17 protein-coding genes are annotated in these 19,352 nt (G+C 40.1%); all 17 read left to right on the top strand.

What is annotated here, in order from left to right; all coding sequences use genetic code 11:
• Nucleotides 1-107: 107 nt before the first annotated feature.
• The 17 genes from AWM74_RS04500 (at nt 108) to AWM74_RS04420 (ending at nt 19,217) form a co-directional block, all read left to right on the top strand.
• Complete coding sequence (locus AWM74_RS04500; RefSeq protein WP_026465530.1) at nt 108-2,180, top strand: BglG family transcription antiterminator; 2,073 nt, start codon at nt 108-110, stop codon at nt 2,178-2,180.
• Nucleotides 2,181-2,627: a PTS mannitol transporter subunit IIA gene (locus AWM74_RS04495; RefSeq protein ID WP_026465529.1), complete on the top strand. Its 447-nt coding sequence runs from the start codon at nt 2,181-2,183 to the stop codon at nt 2,625-2,627.
• Between the two features lie 313 nt (nt 2,628-2,940).
• Entirely contained in the window at nt 2,941-4,170 is a 1,230-nt protein-coding gene (locus AWM74_RS04490; RefSeq protein ID WP_051218159.1) for a mechanosensitive ion channel, read from the top strand.
• 182 nt (nt 4,171-4,352) lie between these two features.
• Nucleotides 4,353-5,561 (top strand): GerMN domain-containing protein, encoded by a 1,209-nt coding sequence (locus tag AWM74_RS04485; RefSeq protein WP_026465527.1) that lies wholly within the window; start codon nt 4,353-4,355, stop codon nt 5,559-5,561.
• 323 nt (nt 5,562-5,884) lie between these two features.
• Nucleotides 5,885-7,276, top strand: coding sequence for a tRNA uridine-5-carboxymethylaminomethyl(34) synthesis GTPase MnmE (gene mnmE / locus AWM74_RS04480; protein WP_026465526.1), 1,392 nt, complete (start codon nt 5,885-5,887; stop codon nt 7,274-7,276).
• Between the two features lie 24 nt (nt 7,277-7,300).
• Complete coding sequence (gene mnmG, locus AWM74_RS04475; RefSeq protein WP_026465525.1) at nt 7,301-9,199, top strand: tRNA uridine-5-carboxymethylaminomethyl(34) synthesis enzyme MnmG; 1,899 nt, start codon at nt 7,301-7,303, stop codon at nt 9,197-9,199.
• A 228-nt stretch (nt 9,200-9,427) separates the two neighbouring features.
• A complete protein-coding gene (locus tag AWM74_RS04470) occupies nt 9,428-9,760 on the top strand; it encodes a DsrE family protein (protein ID WP_026465524.1) in 333 nt (110 codons plus the stop codon).
• 55 nt (nt 9,761-9,815) lie between these two features.
• Nucleotides 9,816-10,532 carry a 16S rRNA (guanine(527)-N(7))-methyltransferase RsmG gene (rsmG, locus tag AWM74_RS04465; RefSeq protein ID WP_026465523.1) on the top strand — a complete coding sequence of 239 codons (717 nt, stop codon included), beginning with the start codon at nt 9,816-9,818 and terminating at the stop codon, nt 10,530-10,532.
• 208 nt (nt 10,533-10,740) lie between these two features.
• Nucleotides 10,741-11,517 carry a ParA family protein gene (locus tag AWM74_RS04460; RefSeq protein ID WP_026465522.1) on the top strand — a complete coding sequence of 259 codons (777 nt, stop codon included), beginning with the start codon at nt 10,741-10,743 and terminating at the stop codon, nt 11,515-11,517.
• A complete protein-coding gene (locus tag AWM74_RS04455) occupies nt 11,498-12,481 on the top strand; it encodes a ParB/RepB/Spo0J family partition protein (RefSeq protein ID WP_026465521.1) in 984 nt (327 codons plus the stop codon). The genes AWM74_RS04460 and AWM74_RS04455 overlap by 20 nt, the downstream gene beginning before the upstream one ends.
• A 32-nt stretch (nt 12,482-12,513) precedes the next feature.
• Nucleotides 12,514-12,693: a DUF951 domain-containing protein gene (locus tag AWM74_RS04450; protein WP_034258036.1), complete on the top strand. Its 180-nt coding sequence runs from the start codon at nt 12,514-12,516 to the stop codon at nt 12,691-12,693.
• A gap of 119 nt (nt 12,694-12,812) precedes the next feature.
• Complete coding sequence (ychF, locus tag AWM74_RS04445; protein WP_026465519.1) at nt 12,813-13,907, top strand: redox-regulated ATPase YchF; 1,095 nt, start codon at nt 12,813-12,815, stop codon at nt 13,905-13,907.
• A 32-nt stretch (nt 13,908-13,939) separates the two neighbouring features.
• Nucleotides 13,940-14,686 (top strand): DUF1129 domain-containing protein, encoded by a 747-nt coding sequence (locus tag AWM74_RS04440; protein ID WP_026465518.1) that lies wholly within the window; start codon nt 13,940-13,942, stop codon nt 14,684-14,686.
• Nucleotides 14,687-14,807: 121 nt separating this feature from the next.
• The gene (locus tag AWM74_RS04435; protein ID WP_026465517.1) at nt 14,808-15,893 is read left to right on the top strand and encodes a thioredoxin domain-containing protein; all 1,086 of its coding nucleotides are present in this window, start codon (nt 14,808-14,810) and stop codon (nt 15,891-15,893) included.
• A gap of 26 nt (nt 15,894-15,919) precedes the next feature.
• Nucleotides 15,920-16,432, top strand: coding sequence for a thioredoxin domain-containing protein (locus AWM74_RS04430; protein ID WP_026465516.1), 513 nt, complete (start codon nt 15,920-15,922; stop codon nt 16,430-16,432).
• A 404-nt stretch (nt 16,433-16,836) separates the two neighbouring features.
• Nucleotides 16,837-18,321, top strand: coding sequence for an IMP dehydrogenase (gene guaB, locus AWM74_RS04425; RefSeq protein ID WP_026465515.1), 1,485 nt, complete (start codon nt 16,837-16,839; stop codon nt 18,319-18,321).
• 212 nt (nt 18,322-18,533) lie between these two features.
• Nucleotides 18,534-19,217 carry a response regulator transcription factor gene (locus tag AWM74_RS04420; protein ID WP_026465514.1) on the top strand — a complete coding sequence of 228 codons (684 nt, stop codon included), beginning with the start codon at nt 18,534-18,536 and terminating at the stop codon, nt 19,215-19,217.
• The last annotated feature ends 135 nt before the right edge of the window (nt 19,218-19,352 follow it).

The following is a 19,352-nucleotide window of genomic DNA, read 5'->3' as shown; positions in this document are numbered from 1 at the left end:
ACTTGGAAATATCGGAAAAGTCATTATTAAATAAGAAACAAGTAAGAAACAAAGGAAACTAATAGAAAACAAGCAGGAAATAAACAAAAGAAGGGAGCGGGTGCCAAATGTATCTATCACAGCGGGAAGCCATTATATTAGACCAGTTGTTATATAGTCATACGGAAATTCCTATCTCTTCTTTTCAAAGTTTACTGCAAGTGAGTCGACGGACAGTCTACCGGGAAATTACGAATTTAGAGGCGTCACTCAAAACCTTAAATATTGAGATTGTCAACGAACGGAACAAGGGCTATAAACTTGTTGGCCATGCGGAAACTTTAAATATGTTGAGGGAAGAAAATACTGCTCGAAACCAGTATATTTTCTCTAAAGATGAACGGCAAGATGGCATTATTACCACCTTATTGGTCAATGAAGAGCCGGTGACAGCAGAAGTTTTAAGCCAACAATTTGCTGTCAGTTTAAATACCATCTATCAAGATATAGATGCTATTGAAGAAAGATTGGGGGCTAATCGCGTAAACCGGTTACCGGCGCAAGGCTTTACCTTGGATGTGGATGAAATCAACAACCGAAACATTGTGGCGACAACCATTTACAACAATCTATCTCCATCTGATAGCGCAATTTATTTATCCGATCTATCTGAAATTGGCGCTGCTATCGATAAACCCTTCTTCCTCACTTTTATTTCTGATAACAGTTTGAAAGCAGTGGTGGAAAGTTTTCATCAGAGTGACCTAAACTCAGGTAAGAAGATGAATGACAATCAAATTCGGCCTGTTTTGATTCAATTGGCTTATGCCCTTGACCGAATCCAGGCAGGCTTTTCCATAGGCGATATTGTCAGTATTGAGACCAACGTCCCAAGCGATATCATCAATTTGGCTTATCAAATTACGGGGCATATTGCTAATCAATTGAAAATCAACATTCCAATCAATGAGCGTAATTTATTGGTTAACCAACTGGAAGGCATCAATTTTAAGAATAAAGAATCGATTTTCAATGTGAACTTTGACACCCAATTATCCTATAAGGTACAGAAGTTTATCCGACTCGTTTCTGAAAAAACGAGTAACGACTTTAGACAGGACAAACGCTTGTACAAGGGGTTAATTTCTCACATTCGGGCCGCCTTGAAGCGGATTGAAAATGACCCCATCACGAGTTTCAAAGATACTAGTTTAGCACCGGTTGTCGACCAATACAAAGACTTGTATGTCAAAGTAGAAGAAAGTTTTAAAGCGGTTTTTTCAACCGATATTTCACACGAAGAAGCGGCTTATATATTGATGCACTTTGCAGCATCTTACGAAGCAGGGCCTTCTTTAAACTATCAACCACGGTTATTAGTAATTGTCTCCAATTATGGTGGGGCGGGTAAAATTATCAAAGAGCGGCTAGAAAAGCAGTTCCAAGCTATTTTTCAAGTGGATATCACACAATTATCTAAAATTGACCGATTAGATGTCGGGTCATACAGTATGATTCTGTCGACAGCCCCGCTTAAAAATTTCCCGGTTGAATACCAATTGATATCACCGGTACTAGCTGACAAGGATATTGACTTGTTAAAGGACTTTATCGAAACCTACAAACTAGGCCACAAAAACCCTTTGACCAACCACTTTGGGGATGATAATTACAAATTAACCTTTGAAGAGATGCGGGATTCCATCTTGATTGCGGATGATTTGTTAAAGCAGTTTGAGGTCAAAGACATTAACAGCAAAGAGCATGTGGAGGCGACCGTTGAGGCAGTGATACAATCGCTGAAACCACTTGCTGTGTCGGATGATGCCTTGGTGTCACAGGCAATTATTAAACGCTACAAGACCACGCCAATTGGTATTCCAAAGACCAATATGTCTCTATTTCATAGTGTGCACGAAGATGTGAAGACACCGGTGTTTAAGGTCTATAATCTGTCGAGTCCCTTTTATGTTGAAGGGATGGATCGGCAGATGATCTCACTAAAACGGATACTGTTATTGTTGGCACCAGCGCCACTAGATGCCAACGTTAAAACAGTTTTAGGTTGGATCAGCCAATCTATTATCGAAAATAATATTAATACCGATCTATATAATACGGGGAATGAAGAAACTTTAAAGAATTTACTGAGTAGACTATTTGTTGAAGCGATACAGGAGTCAGGGAAGGGTGATGATTAAATGGAAATTAATCAAAATATGGTGAAATTAAAGCAAGATTTTCAAACGAAGGAAGCTGCGATAAGGGCAGCAGGTCAATTGTTAGTCGATAACGGACATGTCGATTCCACTTATGTGGAGGCCATGCTCGACCGCGAGAATGAGGTAACAACTTACATGGGTAATTTCATTGCCATTCCTCACGGTACGGATGAGGCCAAAACAAGCATCCATTCTACAGGCATTTCGGTCCTACAAATCCCGTTTGGGGTAGATTTTTCTGACGACCCCAATGAAGAAAAGATGGCAATGGTTGTCTTTGGGATTGCCGGGGTTAACAATGAACACCTGGATTTACTGTCTAAAATCGCTATTTTCTGTTCAACCCTTGATAACGTGGTGAAATTGGTAAATGCTGAAAATGAGGCAGAAATTATGACTTTGTTGGATAGCGTTGAAGCAGCCTAATATAGAAAATTAAATGAATATATAAGGAGTTAGCTTATCTTAAGGGGTAAAGTTAGCTCTTTTTTATTTAGCGTGTGGTTGAAATAATCATTTTTCAAGGGGTTAAAATACAAAAATATCTAAAATTGTATTTATAATGTATTTTATGTATAAATAAAAAACGCAAAACCCCATTATGCTAAAGGTTATAAAATAACCCAAAGTATATCGCGTGAATATCACTTATAAATATAGTAAACTAGAAATAGTCTTAAGGAATTCTTTATTTTTGAAGATTTCCAAATAAATTATTAGATAAAAGGAGATGGAAAAAATGGATTTAGCAGGTTTATGGGCTAGCTTAGCTGCTAGCATACCAGCCATCATTGGTGGTATATTATTAATTCTTATTGCGTGGATCGTGGCAGTATTAGTTAAAAAGGCAGTTTCAAAAGGTTTACGAGCGGTGGGATTAGCAGGTCGCTTCGTGAAATGGAATCTTGCAGAGACTGAGGATCAAGCGGAATCAACGTTTGATACCATCGCGCAAATTCTATACTACATTGTTTGGGTGCTATTCTTACCAGGCATCTTCGATACATTTGGTTTAGCTTCTATTGCGACACCAATTCGTGATATGACAGCAAATGCTTTAGGGTTCTTACCATCAATCGTTGGTGCAATCATCATTATGATTGTGGCGGTAGTGGTAGCGCGTTTAGTGAAACAATTAGTTTACTCACTAGTTAAAACAGTTAACATCGACAAGTATGTGGCTAAATTTACTGGTAACAAAACAGCAGACGGACAAACAGCAGATACAATTGCTAACGTACTTTCTTATGTAGCTTACATTGTTGTTTTCATTCCAATTGCAGTTGTAGCCCTTGAGACATTGGGGATTTCTTCAATTGCAACACCAATCATCGGTGTATTAAATAGTGTAGCTGCTGCAATTCCAAATATCTTAGTAGCAGTAATCTTATTAGGTATTGGATTTGCGATTGCTAAAGTCATTGGTGAGTTAGTACAAAACTTACTTGCGGGCACTGGTTTAAACAACTTATTCAACCGTGAAACTGGTGCAACAACTAAAAACATCAATGTTTCAGAAATCATTGGTCAAGTAGTTGCTGTAGTCATTGGTTTATTCTTTACCGTTGAAGCCTTAAATGTATTAAACTTAGCGATCTTAAACACTGTTGGTGCAGCAATCATTGCTTACCTACCGAACGTATTAATTGCCTTAATTATCTTAGGGCTTGGTATCTTTGGTGGCCGTTTCGTTGGCGACTTAGTGAATAAAGCAACTCAAAGCAAATGGGTTGGTGCAATCATTAAAGGCGTATTCGTAGTCTTCTCAGTATTTATGGCATTAGATCAATTGAACTTTGCTAACAATATTGTGAACATGGCCTTCCTATTCATCATTGGTGGTTTATCAGTTGCCTTTGCCTTATCATTTGGTTTAGGTGGACGCGACTTTGCGAAAAAACAACTAGAAAAACTAGACAAAAAAATTGAAGAAGAATCTGGTCAAAACAACAATAACAACCAATTCTAATCATTAATGAAAGTTAAGATCTTACCCCTGGCTATGTGCCGGGGGTTTTTCTTTGTGCTATTCAACTGCATGAAGTCTTTAAGACTGACTTAAGTTTTACCGTAACGCTTTAACTATATTATGAAAACAGATACAATAAAAGTGATAAAAGTATTCATGGTTGATTCTGGGAGGTGTCAAAAATGAAACAAAAAGCAACTTGGTTTTTACTATTGAGTACGTCATTACTGTTAGGTTCATGTTCTTGGTTTAATAATGCAGAAGATATTTATGATGAAAGTGAGGCATCCTCGTCTGAACAAGTGTCCTCAAGTACTAGTGATAGTGCGAGTGATGAAACATCAGAAGATCCGCAATCCAGTCAGTCGAGTTCAACTGCAGAAAGTTTCACAGATGATGAAGCAAGTGAAAGTTCTTCCTCAGAAGTGGCGCCAGCTTTAACAGTGGCTAACTATTTTCCAATGATTGAAGGGTATCAGGCAGTTTTTGAGGGTGATGGGAATGAGTTTGCGGGCTTTACCCGGACCTATGATTTTATTAATGATGAGTTTTTAACTATGCGGACGGCAACTACAGGAACAACAACACTAGAGTTAATGGCGATTACAGCAGATAAGGCTGAAGTAATCGTGACCAAGCCAGAAACTTATAGCCATGAAGAATTGACCCGCGATATGATTACCCAAATAGATGAGCCAACGAGAGTCTTGATTGAGGGGCCGATTGAAGTGGGCCATACTTGGGATAGTGACGGACGGCAACGTGAAATTACTGGTATCGATGTGCCTGTTGAAACGAAGACTGGCACTTACGAGACTTTAGAGGTCAGTGAATACAGTGAAAATAGTATTCGAAGAGAGTATTATGCCCCAGGTGTGGGACTGGTTTACGCAGAAGATGAAAGTACTGACCCTGAAGCGTACTATTTCGTCACTCAAATTTTGAGTCAGTTATCTTTTGAAGGTTGGGGTGAGGAAGTTACTTTCTACTATCCAAATGGCGAAGGTGAATTTGAACAAGCAAATGAAACGGTGGCTATGACGACCAATAATGATATGGCGCTGAAATTCACGCAGATTTTCCAGGGTGGCAACAGCGCGGACCAACAAATGATGGCTAACAGTGTTGATATCAATAGCATCAGTGTTGACGGTCAGGACCCAAGAGCGGGCAAGAATGTCTATGTTGACTTTAGCGAAAATATCAGTGAATTGGCGGATGATCCACAAGGGAAGGCTAAGTTGGATGCCATGATGGCAACGGTGGTCCAGTATTATAATGCTGACTACATTCAACCTACTATTGAAGGCGACTATATGGTCATTGAGGGGGTTGTTGAATTAACCCCAGCTTATCCATTATACGAAGTCCCTAAAAATATTCAGCCTTAAATGACAGGTAAATCGACAGATAAAGATGACAAAATGAACGCTCAGCCTGAATCTAGCTGGGCGTTTAATAATGGGTGCCCAGCAAAAACTGTTTGCCTTTTTTTAAATAGTAGTAAACTAGGATAAAAAAGTCGCAATTTCTGAATTGAAATTGTTTACTTTTAAATTGAGATTGCGTATAATACCGAATGTATAAAAAAGTAGTTTGACAGTCAAAGTGTCTTTCTAGTCCGACCAGGCCATGGGAGGGGTAGATTGGGCGCTTTTTTATTTGCACAAATATAAACAATAGTAGATAAATTTAGATAGAAAGGAACATATTCATGATTACTCGTGGTTTTGATACAATTGCAGCTATTTCATCGGCACCGGGCGAGGGTGCGATTGGGATTGTCCGTCTTTCAGGTGATGACGCACTAGCGATTGCAGATAAGGTTTACAAATTAGGTCAGAAAAAATTGAGTACGCAAGATAGTCATACTATTCATTATGGACATATTGTAGATCCAAAAGATGGTCAAGAGATTGACGAAGTGATGGTGTCTGTTATGCGTGAGCCAAAAACATTTACGCGTGAAGATATTGTTGAGATTAATACCCATGGTGGGATTGTGGCGACAAATCGCGTGCTGGAACTCGTTTTGCGTGAAGGGGCTACCCTAGCAGAACCAGGTGAATTCACCAAACGTGCCTTTATCAACGGGCGAATTGACTTAACCCAAGCAGAAGCTGTGATGGATTTAATCCGTGCTAAGACGGACCGGTCAATGGATTTAGCTGTGAAGCAGTTGGACGGAAAATTATCCAATTTAATCGAAAATTTACGTCAAGACATTTTAAATACCTTGGCGCAAGTTGAAGTAAACATTGACTACCCGGAATACGATGATGTGGAAGAAATGACCCTTAAATTATTGGGCGAGAAAACAACTATTATCAAGAACCGAATCGATGGCTTATTATCGACCGCTAAACAAGGGAAAATCTTGCGTGACGGGATTTCAACTGCCATTGTGGGTCGTCCAAATGTAGGGAAATCTTCCTTACTGAATGCCTTATTAAGAGAAGAAAAGGCCATTGTAACGGATATTGAAGGCACAACGCGTGACACGGTTGAAGAATATATCAATATCCGCGGGGTACCCTTGAAATTAGTGGATACAGCGGGTATTCGTGACACAGAAGATGTGGTGGAACGTATCGGTGTGGAACGGTCGAAGAAAGCCTTAATGGAAGCAGAATTGGTGTTATTATTACTCAACCAATCTGAAGCCTTAACAGCTGGTGACCGTGAGCTTTTAGCCTTAACCCAAGACCATAAACGAATTATTATCATGAATAAAATTGATTTACCAAACCAACTTTTAAAAGAATCCCTATTAGAGTGGGTTGAAGAGGACGAAATCATTGCTACGTCTATGATGACTCAAGAAGGTATTGACGCTTTAGAGGAGAAAATTGCAGACTACTTCTTCTCTGGTCAATCAGGGGAAAAAGACGCGACTTATGTTTCTAACGCCCGTCATATAGACCTTTTACAAAAAGCGAGTCAATCATTAGACGAAGTGAAAAACGGGATTGATATGGGCATGCCAGTTGACTTGATTCAAATCGACTTTACCCGTGCTTGGGAAATTTTAGGTGAAATTATTGGTGAAAATGCGCCGGATGAACTATTAACACAACTATTCAGTCAATTCTGTTTAGGTAAATAAAAGAAGCGTAGAAAGGATGAGATGATGCAAACTTATGAAGCAGGCAAATATGATGTCATTGTAGTTGGTGCTGGGCATGCAGGTAGTGAAGCAGCTTTAGCCGCAGCGCGTATGGGCGCTGAAACCATGTTGATCACGATTAATATTGATATGGTTGCCTTTATGCCATGTAACCCGTCAATTGGGGGACCAGCTAAAGGGGTAGTTGTAAGAGAGATCGATGCCCTTGGTGGTGAAATGGGCCGCAATATTGATAAAACATATATCCAAATGCGTATGCTGAATACAGGTAAGGGACCAGCTGTCCGTGCCTTACGTGCGCAAGCAGATAAAGATGAATACGCCAAAGAAATGCGTAGAACTATCGAAAACCAAGACCACTTAACCCTACGTCAAGGGTTAGTAGACGACTTGATTATTGAAGATGATACGGTTAAAGGGATTATCACTAACACAGGTGCTATTTACCGTGCAGATGCTGTTATTTTGACAACTGGTACGGCAGCCCGTGGTGAAATTATTATTGGGGAATTAAAATATTCTTCAGGTCCAAACAACTCGCAACCAGCTGAGAAATTGACTGGGAATATGGCGGAAAAATACGGCTTTGATATTGCCCGCTTTAAAACTGGTACACCGCCACGCGTGGACAAACGTACGATCAACTATGATGCAACGGAAATCCAACCGGGTGATGATGCACCAAATCATTTTTCATTCATGTCTAAAGACGCGGATTACTTACCATTAGTAGACCAAGTCCCATGTTTCTTGACTTATACCAATGAAGCAACCCATGAAACGATTCGTGAAAACTTACATCGTGCACCAATGTTTACAGGTATCGTTGAGGGTGTAGGTGCCCGTTACTGTCCGTCAATTGAAGATAAGATTGTGCGTTTTGCAGATAAACCAAAACACCAAATCTTCCTTGAGCCTGAAGGGTTAGATAACGAAGAAATCTATGTCCAAGGACTTTCAACTTCACTACCAGAAGACGTTCAAAATGACATGATTCATTCAGTTAAAGGCTTGGAAAACGCACGTATCATGCGTAACGGATACGCCATTGAGTACGATGTGGTGAAACCAAACCAATTGAAAGTAAACTTAGAAACTAAACAAGTGGCCAACTTATTTACAGCCGGTCAAACAAACGGTACTTCTGGTTATGAAGAAGCTGCTGGTCAAGGTTTATACGCAGGGATCAACGCCGTCCTTAAAATCCGTGGCGAAGAGCCATTTGTTATCGGCCGTGACCAAGGCTATATTGGGGTAATGATCGATGACTTAGTCACAAAAGGGACAACTGAACCGTATCGATTATTAACATCACGCGCTGAATACCGTTTATTATTACGTCATGACAACGCTGATACTCGTTTAACTGAAAAAGGTTATGAATTTGGTTTAGTCTCTGAAGAACAATACAGCTTATACAAATCAAATCAAGCAGAGGTTGCTGAAGAATTAGACCGTTTAGCCAATGTTCGCTTGAAACCAACTCAAGAATTACAAGACTACCTAGCAGAGAAAAATTCCGCAGCCTTAAAAGATGGGATTATGGCGAGCGACTTACTACGTCGTCCAGAGCTTAAAATTGATGATATCCTTAAATTCGCCCCAAGCGACAAGGATTTATCACGTCAAGTAACAGAACAAGTTGAAATCCAAATCAAATATGCTGGTTATATTGTTAAAGAACAACGTAAAGTAGAAAAATTACACCGTTTAGAGCAAAAAGCGATTCCAGCTGACATCGATTGGGATGCCATCGACAGCTTAGCCACTGAAGCGCGCCAGCGCTTGAAAGAAATCGGCCCACGCACCTTAGCACAAGCTAGTCGTGTATCAGGTGTAAACCCTGCAGATGTATCCATTATCATGGTTTACCTGCAAGGTGGTCACGTCGCACGTGTTTAAGTCAGAAGATATGAAAAGCTATCCTACAATTCTGGGATAGCTTTTTAACGTATAATGAATCTAATCGTAAACGGCTATAATAGACTTAGGGCATATGCTATAATTTAAGGGAATGAAACGATTGATTACAAGATCGTTTAAAGCAAGATAATAGCTGTATGGTCCTAGTAAATTTGTAAGCTATACGAAAACAAATGCCAAGGTAAATGAATAAAAAGGAGTAATCTAATGTTAAAACGTGTTATTTTTCATGTACATGAGATGAAAGATTGGGAAACCATCTTACCAACTATTCAAAATGCGCTAAATGATGTGGAAGATTTACAAGTGATTGTCCTAGCCAATGGTCGTGCTGTCCGGGTTGCTGTGCGTGAAGAATTTCACCAAAGCTTAGAAAAACTCGTGAAACAAGGTGTGACGATTGAGTTATGCCAACATGCGCTACAAGCTCAAGGGTTTGATCCAGAAATGGTGAATAATCGCTTATTTACCCCGATTACATCAGGTATTGCCGAATTAATTAACCGTCAACATGATGGCTATGCCTATATTCGCGCTTAATTAATAACCTTACTTTATCGGTCCATCCAGAATTCAATATAGAAAGTAGACAATCATGAACCCAGAATTATTTAAAAGTAGCTTAGCGGATGCAGGAATCCACTTAAATGACCAACAAATGACACAATTCAACCGTTATTTCGAATTATTGGTTGAATGGAATGAAAAAATTAATTTAACAGCCATTACAGAACTAGAAGAAGTGTATTTGAAACACTTCTATGATTCACTGACTGTCGCTATGCACGTTGAAATGGCCGATCAAACGTACCGTTTAGTAGACGTCGGTTCAGGCGCTGGGTTCCCCAGCATTCCACTAAAAATTGCCTTTCCAAACTTAGACATCACTATTGTTGACTCATTGAATAAACGTATCAACTTTATCAATGAAGTGGTGAATGAACTTGGTTTAGAAGGAGTGCATGCCTACCACGATCGCGCTGAAACTTTTGGTCAAAACCCACAATTCCGTGGTCAGTTTGATTTTGCTACTGCTAGAGCGGTGGCTAGATTAAACTTATTAGCAGAATTTTGTTTACCCCTAGTGAAAAAGGATGGCCAATTCTTAGCGATGAAAGCACAGCAATCTGATGATGAAATTGAGGAAGCAAAACATGCTATTGCTGTCTTAGGTGGTAAATTTGCCGAAGACATTCAATTTGACTTACCAGCTGAAGCTGGGGAGCGTCATATTTTACGGATTGAAAAACCAAAAGAAACACCAAATAAGTATCCGCGTAAACCAGGAAAGCCAGCGAAAAGTCCGCTATAAATAAAGTGATTAAAAGTATTTTATGTGATAATAGAATTATTTAAACAATATATAGGCTTTTTTGGTACAATGGTAAAGAATAAATGACATGAGAAGCATAATATTGCGAAAAATAGGCCAAACTATTTTGAATGAATGCGAAAGGAACGGAAACGCATTCCGTTCCTTTTTTATTGAAAATGATGTATACAACGCAGGGGGTTAGAAAATGGGTAAAGTAATCGCAGTCGCCAATCAAAAAGGTGGTGTCGGGAAGACAACAACAACTGTCAACTTAGCATCCGCACTTGCCTATCAAGGAAAGAAAATTTTATTAATCGATAGTGATGCGCAAGGGAATGCGACGAGTGGTCTAGGGATTGCTAAAGGTTCTGTTGAAAACAGCATCTATGACGTGTTGATTAACGAAGTTGCCGTAAAAGATGCGGTAGTATCTTCGTCACGCGAGAACCTTTCTGTTGTACCGGCAACAATTTCATTGGCAGGGGCTGAGGTTGAACTTACAAGTATCGCCCACCGTGAACAAAAGATGAAAGAAGCCATTCAACCGATTAGAAATGACTATGACTATATCTTCATTGACTGTCCGCCTTCACTAGGTCACTTGACAATCAATGCCTTCACTAGTGCAGATTCCGTACTGATTCCAGTACAAAGTGAATACTATGCCCTAGAAGGATTAAGTCAATTATTGAACACAATCCAATTAGTTCAAAAACACTTCAATGCAGGGCTAAAAATTGAAGGTGTTTTAATGACAATGTATGATGCAAGAACAAACTTATCGAATGAAGTTGTAGAAGAAGTCCGGAAGTACTTTGGTCAAGCAGTGTATACGACCTTGATTCCGCGAAATGTGCGCTTGTCTGAAGCACCATCATATGGACAATCCATCATTGATTATGATATTCGTTCTCGTGGCGCTGAAGTGTATCTGGAATTGGCAAAGGAAGTGCTAGAAAATAATGGCGAAACAAACAAATAAGCATAATAAGGGACTTGGCCGCGGGATTGATGCCTTTTTTGGCGGCGAAGCACTTTTTACCCAGGATGAGACAGACCAAGAGCAAGTTGACGTAAAAGTTACAGCTGAAACAAGTAAGCAAACTGCAAACGAAGCGACTGTTGAAGCCCCTGCGACTGACAAAATGGTGCAGGAAATCAGTGTTGAAGATATTCGTCCAAACCCTTACCAACCCCGGCACCAATTTGATGAAGATGCCTTGAACGACTTGGCCAAATCTATTCAAGAGCAAGGCATTTTTCAGCCGATCACCCTACGTAAATCTGCGGTGAAAGGGTATGAAATTATTGCTGGTGAACGACGTTTTCGTGCGTCTAAAATCGCCGGTTTAACGACTGTTCCAGCCATTGTACGTGAATTTTCTGATGAACAGATGATCGAAGCATCTATCATCGAGAACTTACAACGTGAAGACCTAACAGCCCTAGAAGAAGCTATGGCTTATCAACAATTGATTGATGTTTTAGCAATTACGCAAGATGAAGCGGCTAAACGCCTGGGGAAATCCAGAACTTATATCACCAACCATTTACGTTTACTAGGTTTGAGTGACGATATTAAAGCCTTAGTGCAATCAGGTGCTTTATCAGCAGGTCAGGCCCGGACTATTTTAGGTTTAAAATCGAAAAAAGACCAATCAAGTCTAGCTAAGAAGGTTGTTGCAGAAGGCATTACCGTTCGCCAATTGGAGAAAATGGTACAAGCCTTAAACGAGCCAGCGGACAAGGATATTAAAAAAGACGACGGCAAGAAAGAAGTCGTGCCACCTTATATCCGCGAAAGCGAAGACCGGTTAATGGATAAATTTGGGACGAATGTTCAAATCAATAGTCGCGGAAAACGCGGTAAAATCGAAATCGAATACCTTTCTGAAGAAGATTTAACCCGTATTCTAGATATTTTGAATATTAAATTTGAAGATTAGAGGTGTATGTCTTGGGAGACAAAGAATATGGCATGCACGATATCGTGCAAATGAAAAAACAACACCCTTGTGGTGAAAATGCTTGGAAAATCATTCGTTTAGGTGCGGATATCCGCATTAAATGCCAAGGTTGTGGCCAATCTGTCATGATGCCACGACGTGAATTTGAAAAGAAAATGAAAAAAATCATTCAACCAGCAGACAATAACTAGGGATTAGTACCCGTTTTGCCTATATTGGTCTAATGTGTTCGATTTTGCAATCATCAGAATGACTTATAATGATAGAAATAAAGAAAAAATACCCTTAATAAAGAAAGTAGTGTGAAGAAATGGCCTTAACTGCCGGAATCGTAGGATTACCAAACGTTGGAAAATCTACCTTATTTAATGCAATCACAAAATCTCAAGTAGAAGCCGCAAACTATCCCTTTGCAACAATCGACCCGAATGTGGGAGTTGTAGAGGTACCAGATAGCCGTCTACAAACACTTACTGAATTCTACGTACCAAAGAAAACTGTCCCAACAACTTTTGAATTTACGGATATTGCCGGAATTGTTAAAGGGGCAAGTAAGGGTGAAGGTTTAGGAAACAAATTCTTAGCCAACATTCGTGAAGTAGATGCGATTGTCCACGTGGTTCGTTGCTTTGAAGATGGGAATATCACCCACGTTTCTGGAAAAGTAGATCCAGCTGACGATATTGAAACAATTAACCTAGAGTTAATCTTATCTGACTTAGAAACAGTCAATAAACGTTACGAAAAAGCAATTAAAATGGCTAAATCAAAAGACCATGATGCAATCGTTGAAGCCAACGCTCTTGCTAAGGTAAAAGAAGTGCTTGAAGCTGGTAAATCAGCTCGAACAGTGACTTTTACTGAAGAAGAACAGCCATTTATTGACCGCATGTTCCTTTTGACAACAAAACCAATCTTATACGTAGCGAACGTAAGCGAGGATGATGCAGCAACTGGTAACGACTATGTTGAAATCGTACGCGGTATTGCTAATGAAGAGGATGCTGAAGTGGTAATTGTTTCAGCGCAAATCGAAGAAGAGTTGGCATCATTGGACGATGAAGACCGTGAAATGTTCATGGAAGACTTGGGGATGGAAGTGTCTGGATTAGATCGTTTAATCCAACGCGCTTACACTTTATTAGGTCTTGAAACTTACTTTACTGCTGGTGAACAAGAAGTACGTGCTTGGACCTTCAAGAAGGGCATGAAAGCCCCACAAGCAGCGGGTGTAATTCACTCAGACTTTGAAAAAGGCTTTATCCGTGCAGAAACCTTATCTTATGAAGATTTACTGACTTATGGTAGTGAAAAAGCTGCCAAAGAAGCAGGCCGCTACCGTTCTGAAGGTAAGGACTACGTTGTGAAAGACGGCGATATCTTACTATTTAGATTTAACGTTTAAGATCATTCAGGCAAAAGGAGATTTGACCAACAATGGTATTAGGAAATGAGAAAAAATCGAGAGCTGAAATTCAAGCTGAACGTGAAGCGGCTGAAAAAGCAACCCACCAACGCATCAAAGATGAACGCGAAGGCCTATACGCAGGTTTAACCAAACGTAACCAAGAATTTATGATCAAATTTATGAATGAAATCAATGCTTTAGGTTACGATGGCGATATCGACTTAAAAGAAAATCAAATGTTGCATACTCTTATTGAAGAGCAAGACAAAGGGGTTACTGCCAAACAATTATACGGCACACCAACAACTTACGCCCAAGAACTACACCAAAACCCTAACGATGGTAATGCGGCAGTTCAAGCAGGCGACAGCCCGTTCTGGCATTACTGGGTTGAAGGTGGCTTATTAATTGGTGGTGTATTCGCGGGTATTTCTGGAATGACCTTATTAATTGGTTCTGAAAATGCGAGCTCAGGCCCGGCTGGTTTATTCACGCTAATCTTGAACTTTATTATTGGGGGATTAGCTATGGCTGTGTTGACGACTAACCAACCTGATATGTCTAAACCGAAGAAAGAACGTGGCACTATGCGGTATATCTTAATTTCAGTAGCTGTTTTATTAGCTTGGATCCTACTCATTTCTCTAACTGAATTCTTGCCAGCGGGTATTAACCCAGAATTACCATTATTCGCTTACCTAGCTCTAGCAGTCCTAGGTTTAGCTGCCAGATGGTGGTTTAAACGCGAATTTAAAGTACAAAATACCTTGTTCTAAAAACATGAGTCTGTCAGTTATTCTGGCAGGCTTTTTTGATAGCTTCGAGTTGATATTTTTGGCATGACGAGGAAACTTCGTTAAGATAAGGGTATTAAAAGAACAAAGGACGTGTAATAAAATGGATGCAACAAATATTGATTTCTCAACAGTTTCAGATGACCTAGGATTTCGTTACGGGAAAGCAGACGCACCGGTAAAACTATATGCCTACTTAAACGTAGAATGTCCTTTTTCAAGGAAATTCGAACAACAAAATACGGCGATTATTCAAGAATTCGTTGAAGCGGGCAAAGTACAATATATTGTGAAGCCCATAAACCGCCCAACTGGTCATTTGCGTAAAGGGAATGTGATGCATAGTTACCTGACTTACGATGACCCGGAAAATGCCTTCAAGCAGCTAACAGAGATGTTTGCGACTCGTCAAGAATGGACGGAATTAGATGAAGCGGGCGTAGCAGCATATGCTGAAAACCAATTAGGTTATACTAAACAAGACCACGATGATACCCAAGAAGCGATTAAAGCTGAAGCGGTTGAAGTAGGCGCTAAAACAGTGCCAACTGCCTATGTATTTGGCCAAGCCTTTGACGAGCACGAAGACAACGAGACTATCCGCGAATGGTTTAACGCTGCTTACCAAACAGCTACTGCAACAGAAGTATATGATTTCGGGGCCGACAAATTAGATTTAGACCAGGTTACGGATAAACGAGCTATTAAATACGGCCAAGATGATGCGCCGATTAAGGTGACAGAATACATCAACTTCCGTTGCCAAGGGTCTAAAAACTTTGAAGACGCCGTGTCTGAAAAATTAGAGGGCCTAGCGGATGAAGGGAAGATTCAACGGATTATCAAACACGTTGATATCGATAAGGCTGGCTTAGCTAAAGGGGAAGTTATTAACCGCTTTGTAGACTACAAGGACCAAGAAAAAGCCTACAAACAATTCAAAGAAATCTTCGCTCGTCATGGTGAATGGAAAACGACTGACTTTGGTGGCATCGTAGACTATGCTATTGAAACGCTATCTTACCAATACCAAGGCAACCGCCTGCAAAACGATGTCGTTAAAGCTGAATTTGAAGCCCTTGGCGGTACAGCAACCCCAACAATCGTCGTAAATAATGACAAAGCTTTTGTGGGGCCAAATGCAGCAGCTGAATTAATTGCTTACTTAGACGAACAAATTGCCCAGTAAGGAAAATATAATAAGGAGGCATTTAAATGACCTTTCAAACAGATAAAATCACCTATCAAGATGCGATTAAACTTGGAAAAGATACAGCCAAGGTTAAAGTCGTTGAATACTACAACCTTGCTTGTCCGGATGCCTTAAATTACCAGGAGCAATTCGCCTTCTTCCTAGATCCATTAATTCAAACAGGGCAGGTGCAACGGATTTTGAAGCACTATGATAAAACCAGTCCGCGTCTACAAAAAGGCAATCTTGTCCATGATTACATCGATTACGACAACCAAGAAGCGGCCTATACTATGGCAGACCAATACCTTCGGTCGCAAAATGACTGGGCGCGTTTAGACCTAGATAAAGTTGAAGCCTATTTAGCCCAACAAGGACGTGTGCAACAAGACAATAGCGAACTAGCAGCCCGCGTATTTGAAGAAGCACAAGCAGTTGGTGTCGGCGCGGTGCCAACGGTTTTCATCGAAGACCAAGCCTTCGTTGAAACAGTAGACCCAGAAGCCTTCAAACAAGCCATAATGGAAAGAATCTAAGTATTTGGATTTTTCTCGGCAAACTTATACGAATAATCACTCACAGGTCGTGGCTTAATGTCACGGCTTTTTGTGTCGTATAAATTTTGGATTTGTAATTTGAAAAGTATGTCGGTGAGTCATAGGTTTATGGGGGTCTTGTTAATACTGGATTTTGCTATAGGCATAAGGTAAATATATATAGGTAAAAGAAGAGATGATTTCTTTAACCAATTTCCGAACTATAACATTTGATCCAAGTTTCCAAAAGCGTATATATCTTTTTCAAACAAATAAAAAACGAACAATATCTTTAATATATAAAAATAATCCATTTATTTACGAAATATAAGGTTGACCTTGTTGGTGTATGGTGGTAGGATAGTAAAAATCAATTTTATACAGAAAAGGGGAATGAATGAAAAATGACTACTGCATGGGAAAACAAATTCGCTAAAGAGGGATTAACATTCGATGACGTCTTACTATTGCCAGCACATTCAGAGGTGTTGCCAAATGAGGTAGATTTAGGCGTAGAGTTGGCGCCCAACTTGAAATTAAATATTCCAATCCTTTCAGCTTCAATGGATACTGTAACGGATGCAAGCATGGCCATCGCTATGGCACGCCAAGGTGGACTTGGTATTATTCATAAAAATATGACGATTGCCCAACAAGCGGATGAAGTCCGTAAGGTTAAACGTTCAGAGTCAGGTGTCATTTCAGACCCATTCTATCTATTCCCAGACTCACCAGTTCACGAAGCAGAATCATTGATGGAGCGTTACCGTATTTCTGGTGTACCGATCATCGACAATGAAGCAGACCATAAATTAGTGGGTATCCTAACAAACCGTGATATCCGTTTCTTAGAAGACCATGACCAACCGATTGAAAATGTGATGACCAAAGACAACTTAGTTGTTGCACCACAAGGAACTTCTTTAGAAGAAGCGAGTCACATTTTATATGAAAATCGTATTGAAAAATTATTATTAGTTGATGATGAAGGTCGTTTAACAGGTTTAGTTACTATTAAAGATATTGAACGCGTTACAGACTATCCAAATTCTGCTAAAGACGCAAAAGGTCGTTTAATTGCGGGTGCTGCAGTTGGCGTTACTTCAGATACATTTGAGCGTGTGGCTGCTTTACTTGAAGCAGGTGCAGATGCGATTGTAATCGATACTGCACATGGTCACTCTGCAGGGGTTTTACGTAAAATTGCACAAATTCGCCAAGAGTTCCCAGAAGCTACTTTAATCGCTGGAAATGTAGCGACAGCTGAAGGTACGCGTGCTTTATATGAAGCAGGTGTTGACGTGGTTAAAGTAGGGATTGGACCTGGATCAATTTGTACAACACGTGTGGTTGCTGGTGTTGGGGTACCACAAATTACAGCGGTGTATGACGCAGCTAGTGTAGCCAACGAATACGGCAAGACCATTATTGCGGATGGTGGGATCAAATTCTCAGGTGATATTGTCAAAGCTTTAGCGGCTGGTGGCCATGCAGTCATGTTAGGATCAATGTTAGCGGGTACTGACGAAGCACCAGGGGAATTAGAAATCTTCCAAGGGCGTCAATTTAAAACTTACCGTGGAATGGGTTCTTTAGGGGCTATGAAAAAAGGTTCTGCGGACCGTTACTTCCAAGGTGAAGTCAACGAAGCCAACAAATTAGTGCCTGAAGGAATCGAAGGACGCGTTGCTTATAAGGGCTCTGTTTCAGGTATTATCTTCCAATTACTTGGTGGTATTGAATCAGGTATGGGCTATTGCGGTGCTGCAACAGTTGAAGACTTACGTCAACATGCACAATTTATTCGCATGACAGGTGCTGGTTTAATTGAATCGCATCCGCATGATGTACAAATCACTAAAGAATCGCCAAACTATTCAAGAGGCTAATCGATTAAAGACGAAAATATTCCGAGGGCAAGTGGGTCAGCATGACTGCGCTTGTCCTTTTTCAATGAAAAAATCTTTAATATAGGTCGGAAAAGCTTGTGATATCAAGTCTTAAGGCATTCTTAACTACTTTTAAATAGAAATATAGGACTTATGTGGTTGGGGTTTGTTAAAATAAGATGGAGAGATTATAGAGTTCGGAGGATAACCTAATGAAAATTTTAATTACTGATGACGATAAGGAAATCGTTGAATTATTAACTATATATGCTACAAATGAAGACTACGAGGTAATCCAGGCTTTTGATGGGGATGAGGCCTTGAACAAAATTGCTGAGAATCCTGATATTGCGATGATGGTGTTGGATATTATGATGCCTGGTAAGGATGGGATTACGGTGATTAAGGAGTTACGGAAACGTGATGTGGATATGCCAATTTTACTATTATCTGCTAAATCGTCTGATATGGACAAGATTTCTGGTTTAACGACTGGTGCGGATGATTATGTGACAAAACCCTTTAACCCGCTTGAAGTGATGGCTCGTATCAAGTCTTTACTGCGTCGTGCTTCTACAGCTGGCGATGATTCAGCAACGATTGAAGTTGGCCCGCTTGTAATTAACAAAAATTCTCATGAGGTAACGACAACAGATGGTCAACAAATTCAACTAACTGCGCTAGAATTTGGTATATTATACTTACTAGCTAGTAATCCAAATAACGTATTCTCTGCTGACGAGATTTTTGAACGTGTATGGCAGCAAGAGTCTGTGGTATCAGCGAAGACTGTTATGGTCCACGTGAGCCATTTGCGTGATAAGATCGGTGAAGCTACAGGTGGAGACAAGGTAATCTCAACTGTTTGGGGTGTAGGTTATAAAATTACAGCCTAAGCGCTAAGTATAGAAAACGTCTGGTATCACGGCGAATGTTCAGTAAGACTGGGGAATGCGATATTGGTATCAACGCCCCTAGTCTTTTTTACATTTTTATAGTAGCCAGTTAGTCGGTTAGGTAGTTAATAGTTC

This window comes from Aerococcus urinaeequi (assembly GCF_001543205.1).
GTDB lineage: Bacteria > Bacillota > Bacilli > Lactobacillales > Aerococcaceae > Aerococcus > Aerococcus urinaeequi.
Note: the sequence above shows the minus strand (reverse complement) of the source record. Positions and strands in the feature narration are given on the sequence as shown.

What these genes read in the sequence shown, in the direction of transcription:
- AWM74_RS04500 (WP_026465530.1), top strand. Translation starts at nt 108, where the DNA reads ATGTATCTATCACAGCGGGAAGCCATTATATTAGACCAGTTGTTATAT.
- AWM74_RS04495 (WP_026465529.1), top strand. Translation starts at nt 2,181, where the DNA reads ATGGAAATTAATCAAAATATGGTGAAATTAAAGCAAGATTTTCAAACG.
- AWM74_RS04490 (WP_051218159.1), top strand. Translation starts at nt 2,941, where the DNA reads ATGGATTTAGCAGGTTTATGGGCTAGCTTAGCTGCTAGCATACCAGCC.
- AWM74_RS04485 (WP_026465527.1), top strand. Translation starts at nt 4,353, where the DNA reads ATGAAACAAAAAGCAACTTGGTTTTTACTATTGAGTACGTCATTACTG.
- mnmE (WP_026465526.1), top strand. Translation starts at nt 5,885, where the DNA reads ATGATTACTCGTGGTTTTGATACAATTGCAGCTATTTCATCGGCACCG.
- mnmG (WP_026465525.1), top strand. Translation starts at nt 7,301, where the DNA reads ATGCAAACTTATGAAGCAGGCAAATATGATGTCATTGTAGTTGGTGCT.
- AWM74_RS04470 (WP_026465524.1), top strand. Translation starts at nt 9,428, where the DNA reads ATGTTAAAACGTGTTATTTTTCATGTACATGAGATGAAAGATTGGGAA.
- rsmG (WP_026465523.1), top strand. Translation starts at nt 9,816, where the DNA reads ATGAACCCAGAATTATTTAAAAGTAGCTTAGCGGATGCAGGAATCCAC.
- AWM74_RS04460 (WP_026465522.1), top strand. Translation starts at nt 10,741, where the DNA reads ATGGGTAAAGTAATCGCAGTCGCCAATCAAAAAGGTGGTGTCGGGAAG.
- AWM74_RS04455 (WP_026465521.1), top strand. Translation starts at nt 11,498, where the DNA reads ATGGCGAAACAAACAAATAAGCATAATAAGGGACTTGGCCGCGGGATT.
- AWM74_RS04450 (WP_034258036.1), top strand. Translation starts at nt 12,514, where the DNA reads ATGCACGATATCGTGCAAATGAAAAAACAACACCCTTGTGGTGAAAAT.
- ychF (WP_026465519.1), top strand. Translation starts at nt 12,813, where the DNA reads ATGGCCTTAACTGCCGGAATCGTAGGATTACCAAACGTTGGAAAATCT.
- AWM74_RS04440 (WP_026465518.1), top strand. Translation starts at nt 13,940, where the DNA reads ATGGTATTAGGAAATGAGAAAAAATCGAGAGCTGAAATTCAAGCTGAA.
- AWM74_RS04435 (WP_026465517.1), top strand. Translation starts at nt 14,808, where the DNA reads ATGGATGCAACAAATATTGATTTCTCAACAGTTTCAGATGACCTAGGA.
- AWM74_RS04430 (WP_026465516.1), top strand. Translation starts at nt 15,920, where the DNA reads ATGACCTTTCAAACAGATAAAATCACCTATCAAGATGCGATTAAACTT.
- guaB (WP_026465515.1), top strand. Translation starts at nt 16,837, where the DNA reads ATGACTACTGCATGGGAAAACAAATTCGCTAAAGAGGGATTAACATTC.
- AWM74_RS04420 (WP_026465514.1), top strand. Translation starts at nt 18,534, where the DNA reads ATGAAAATTTTAATTACTGATGACGATAAGGAAATCGTTGAATTATTA.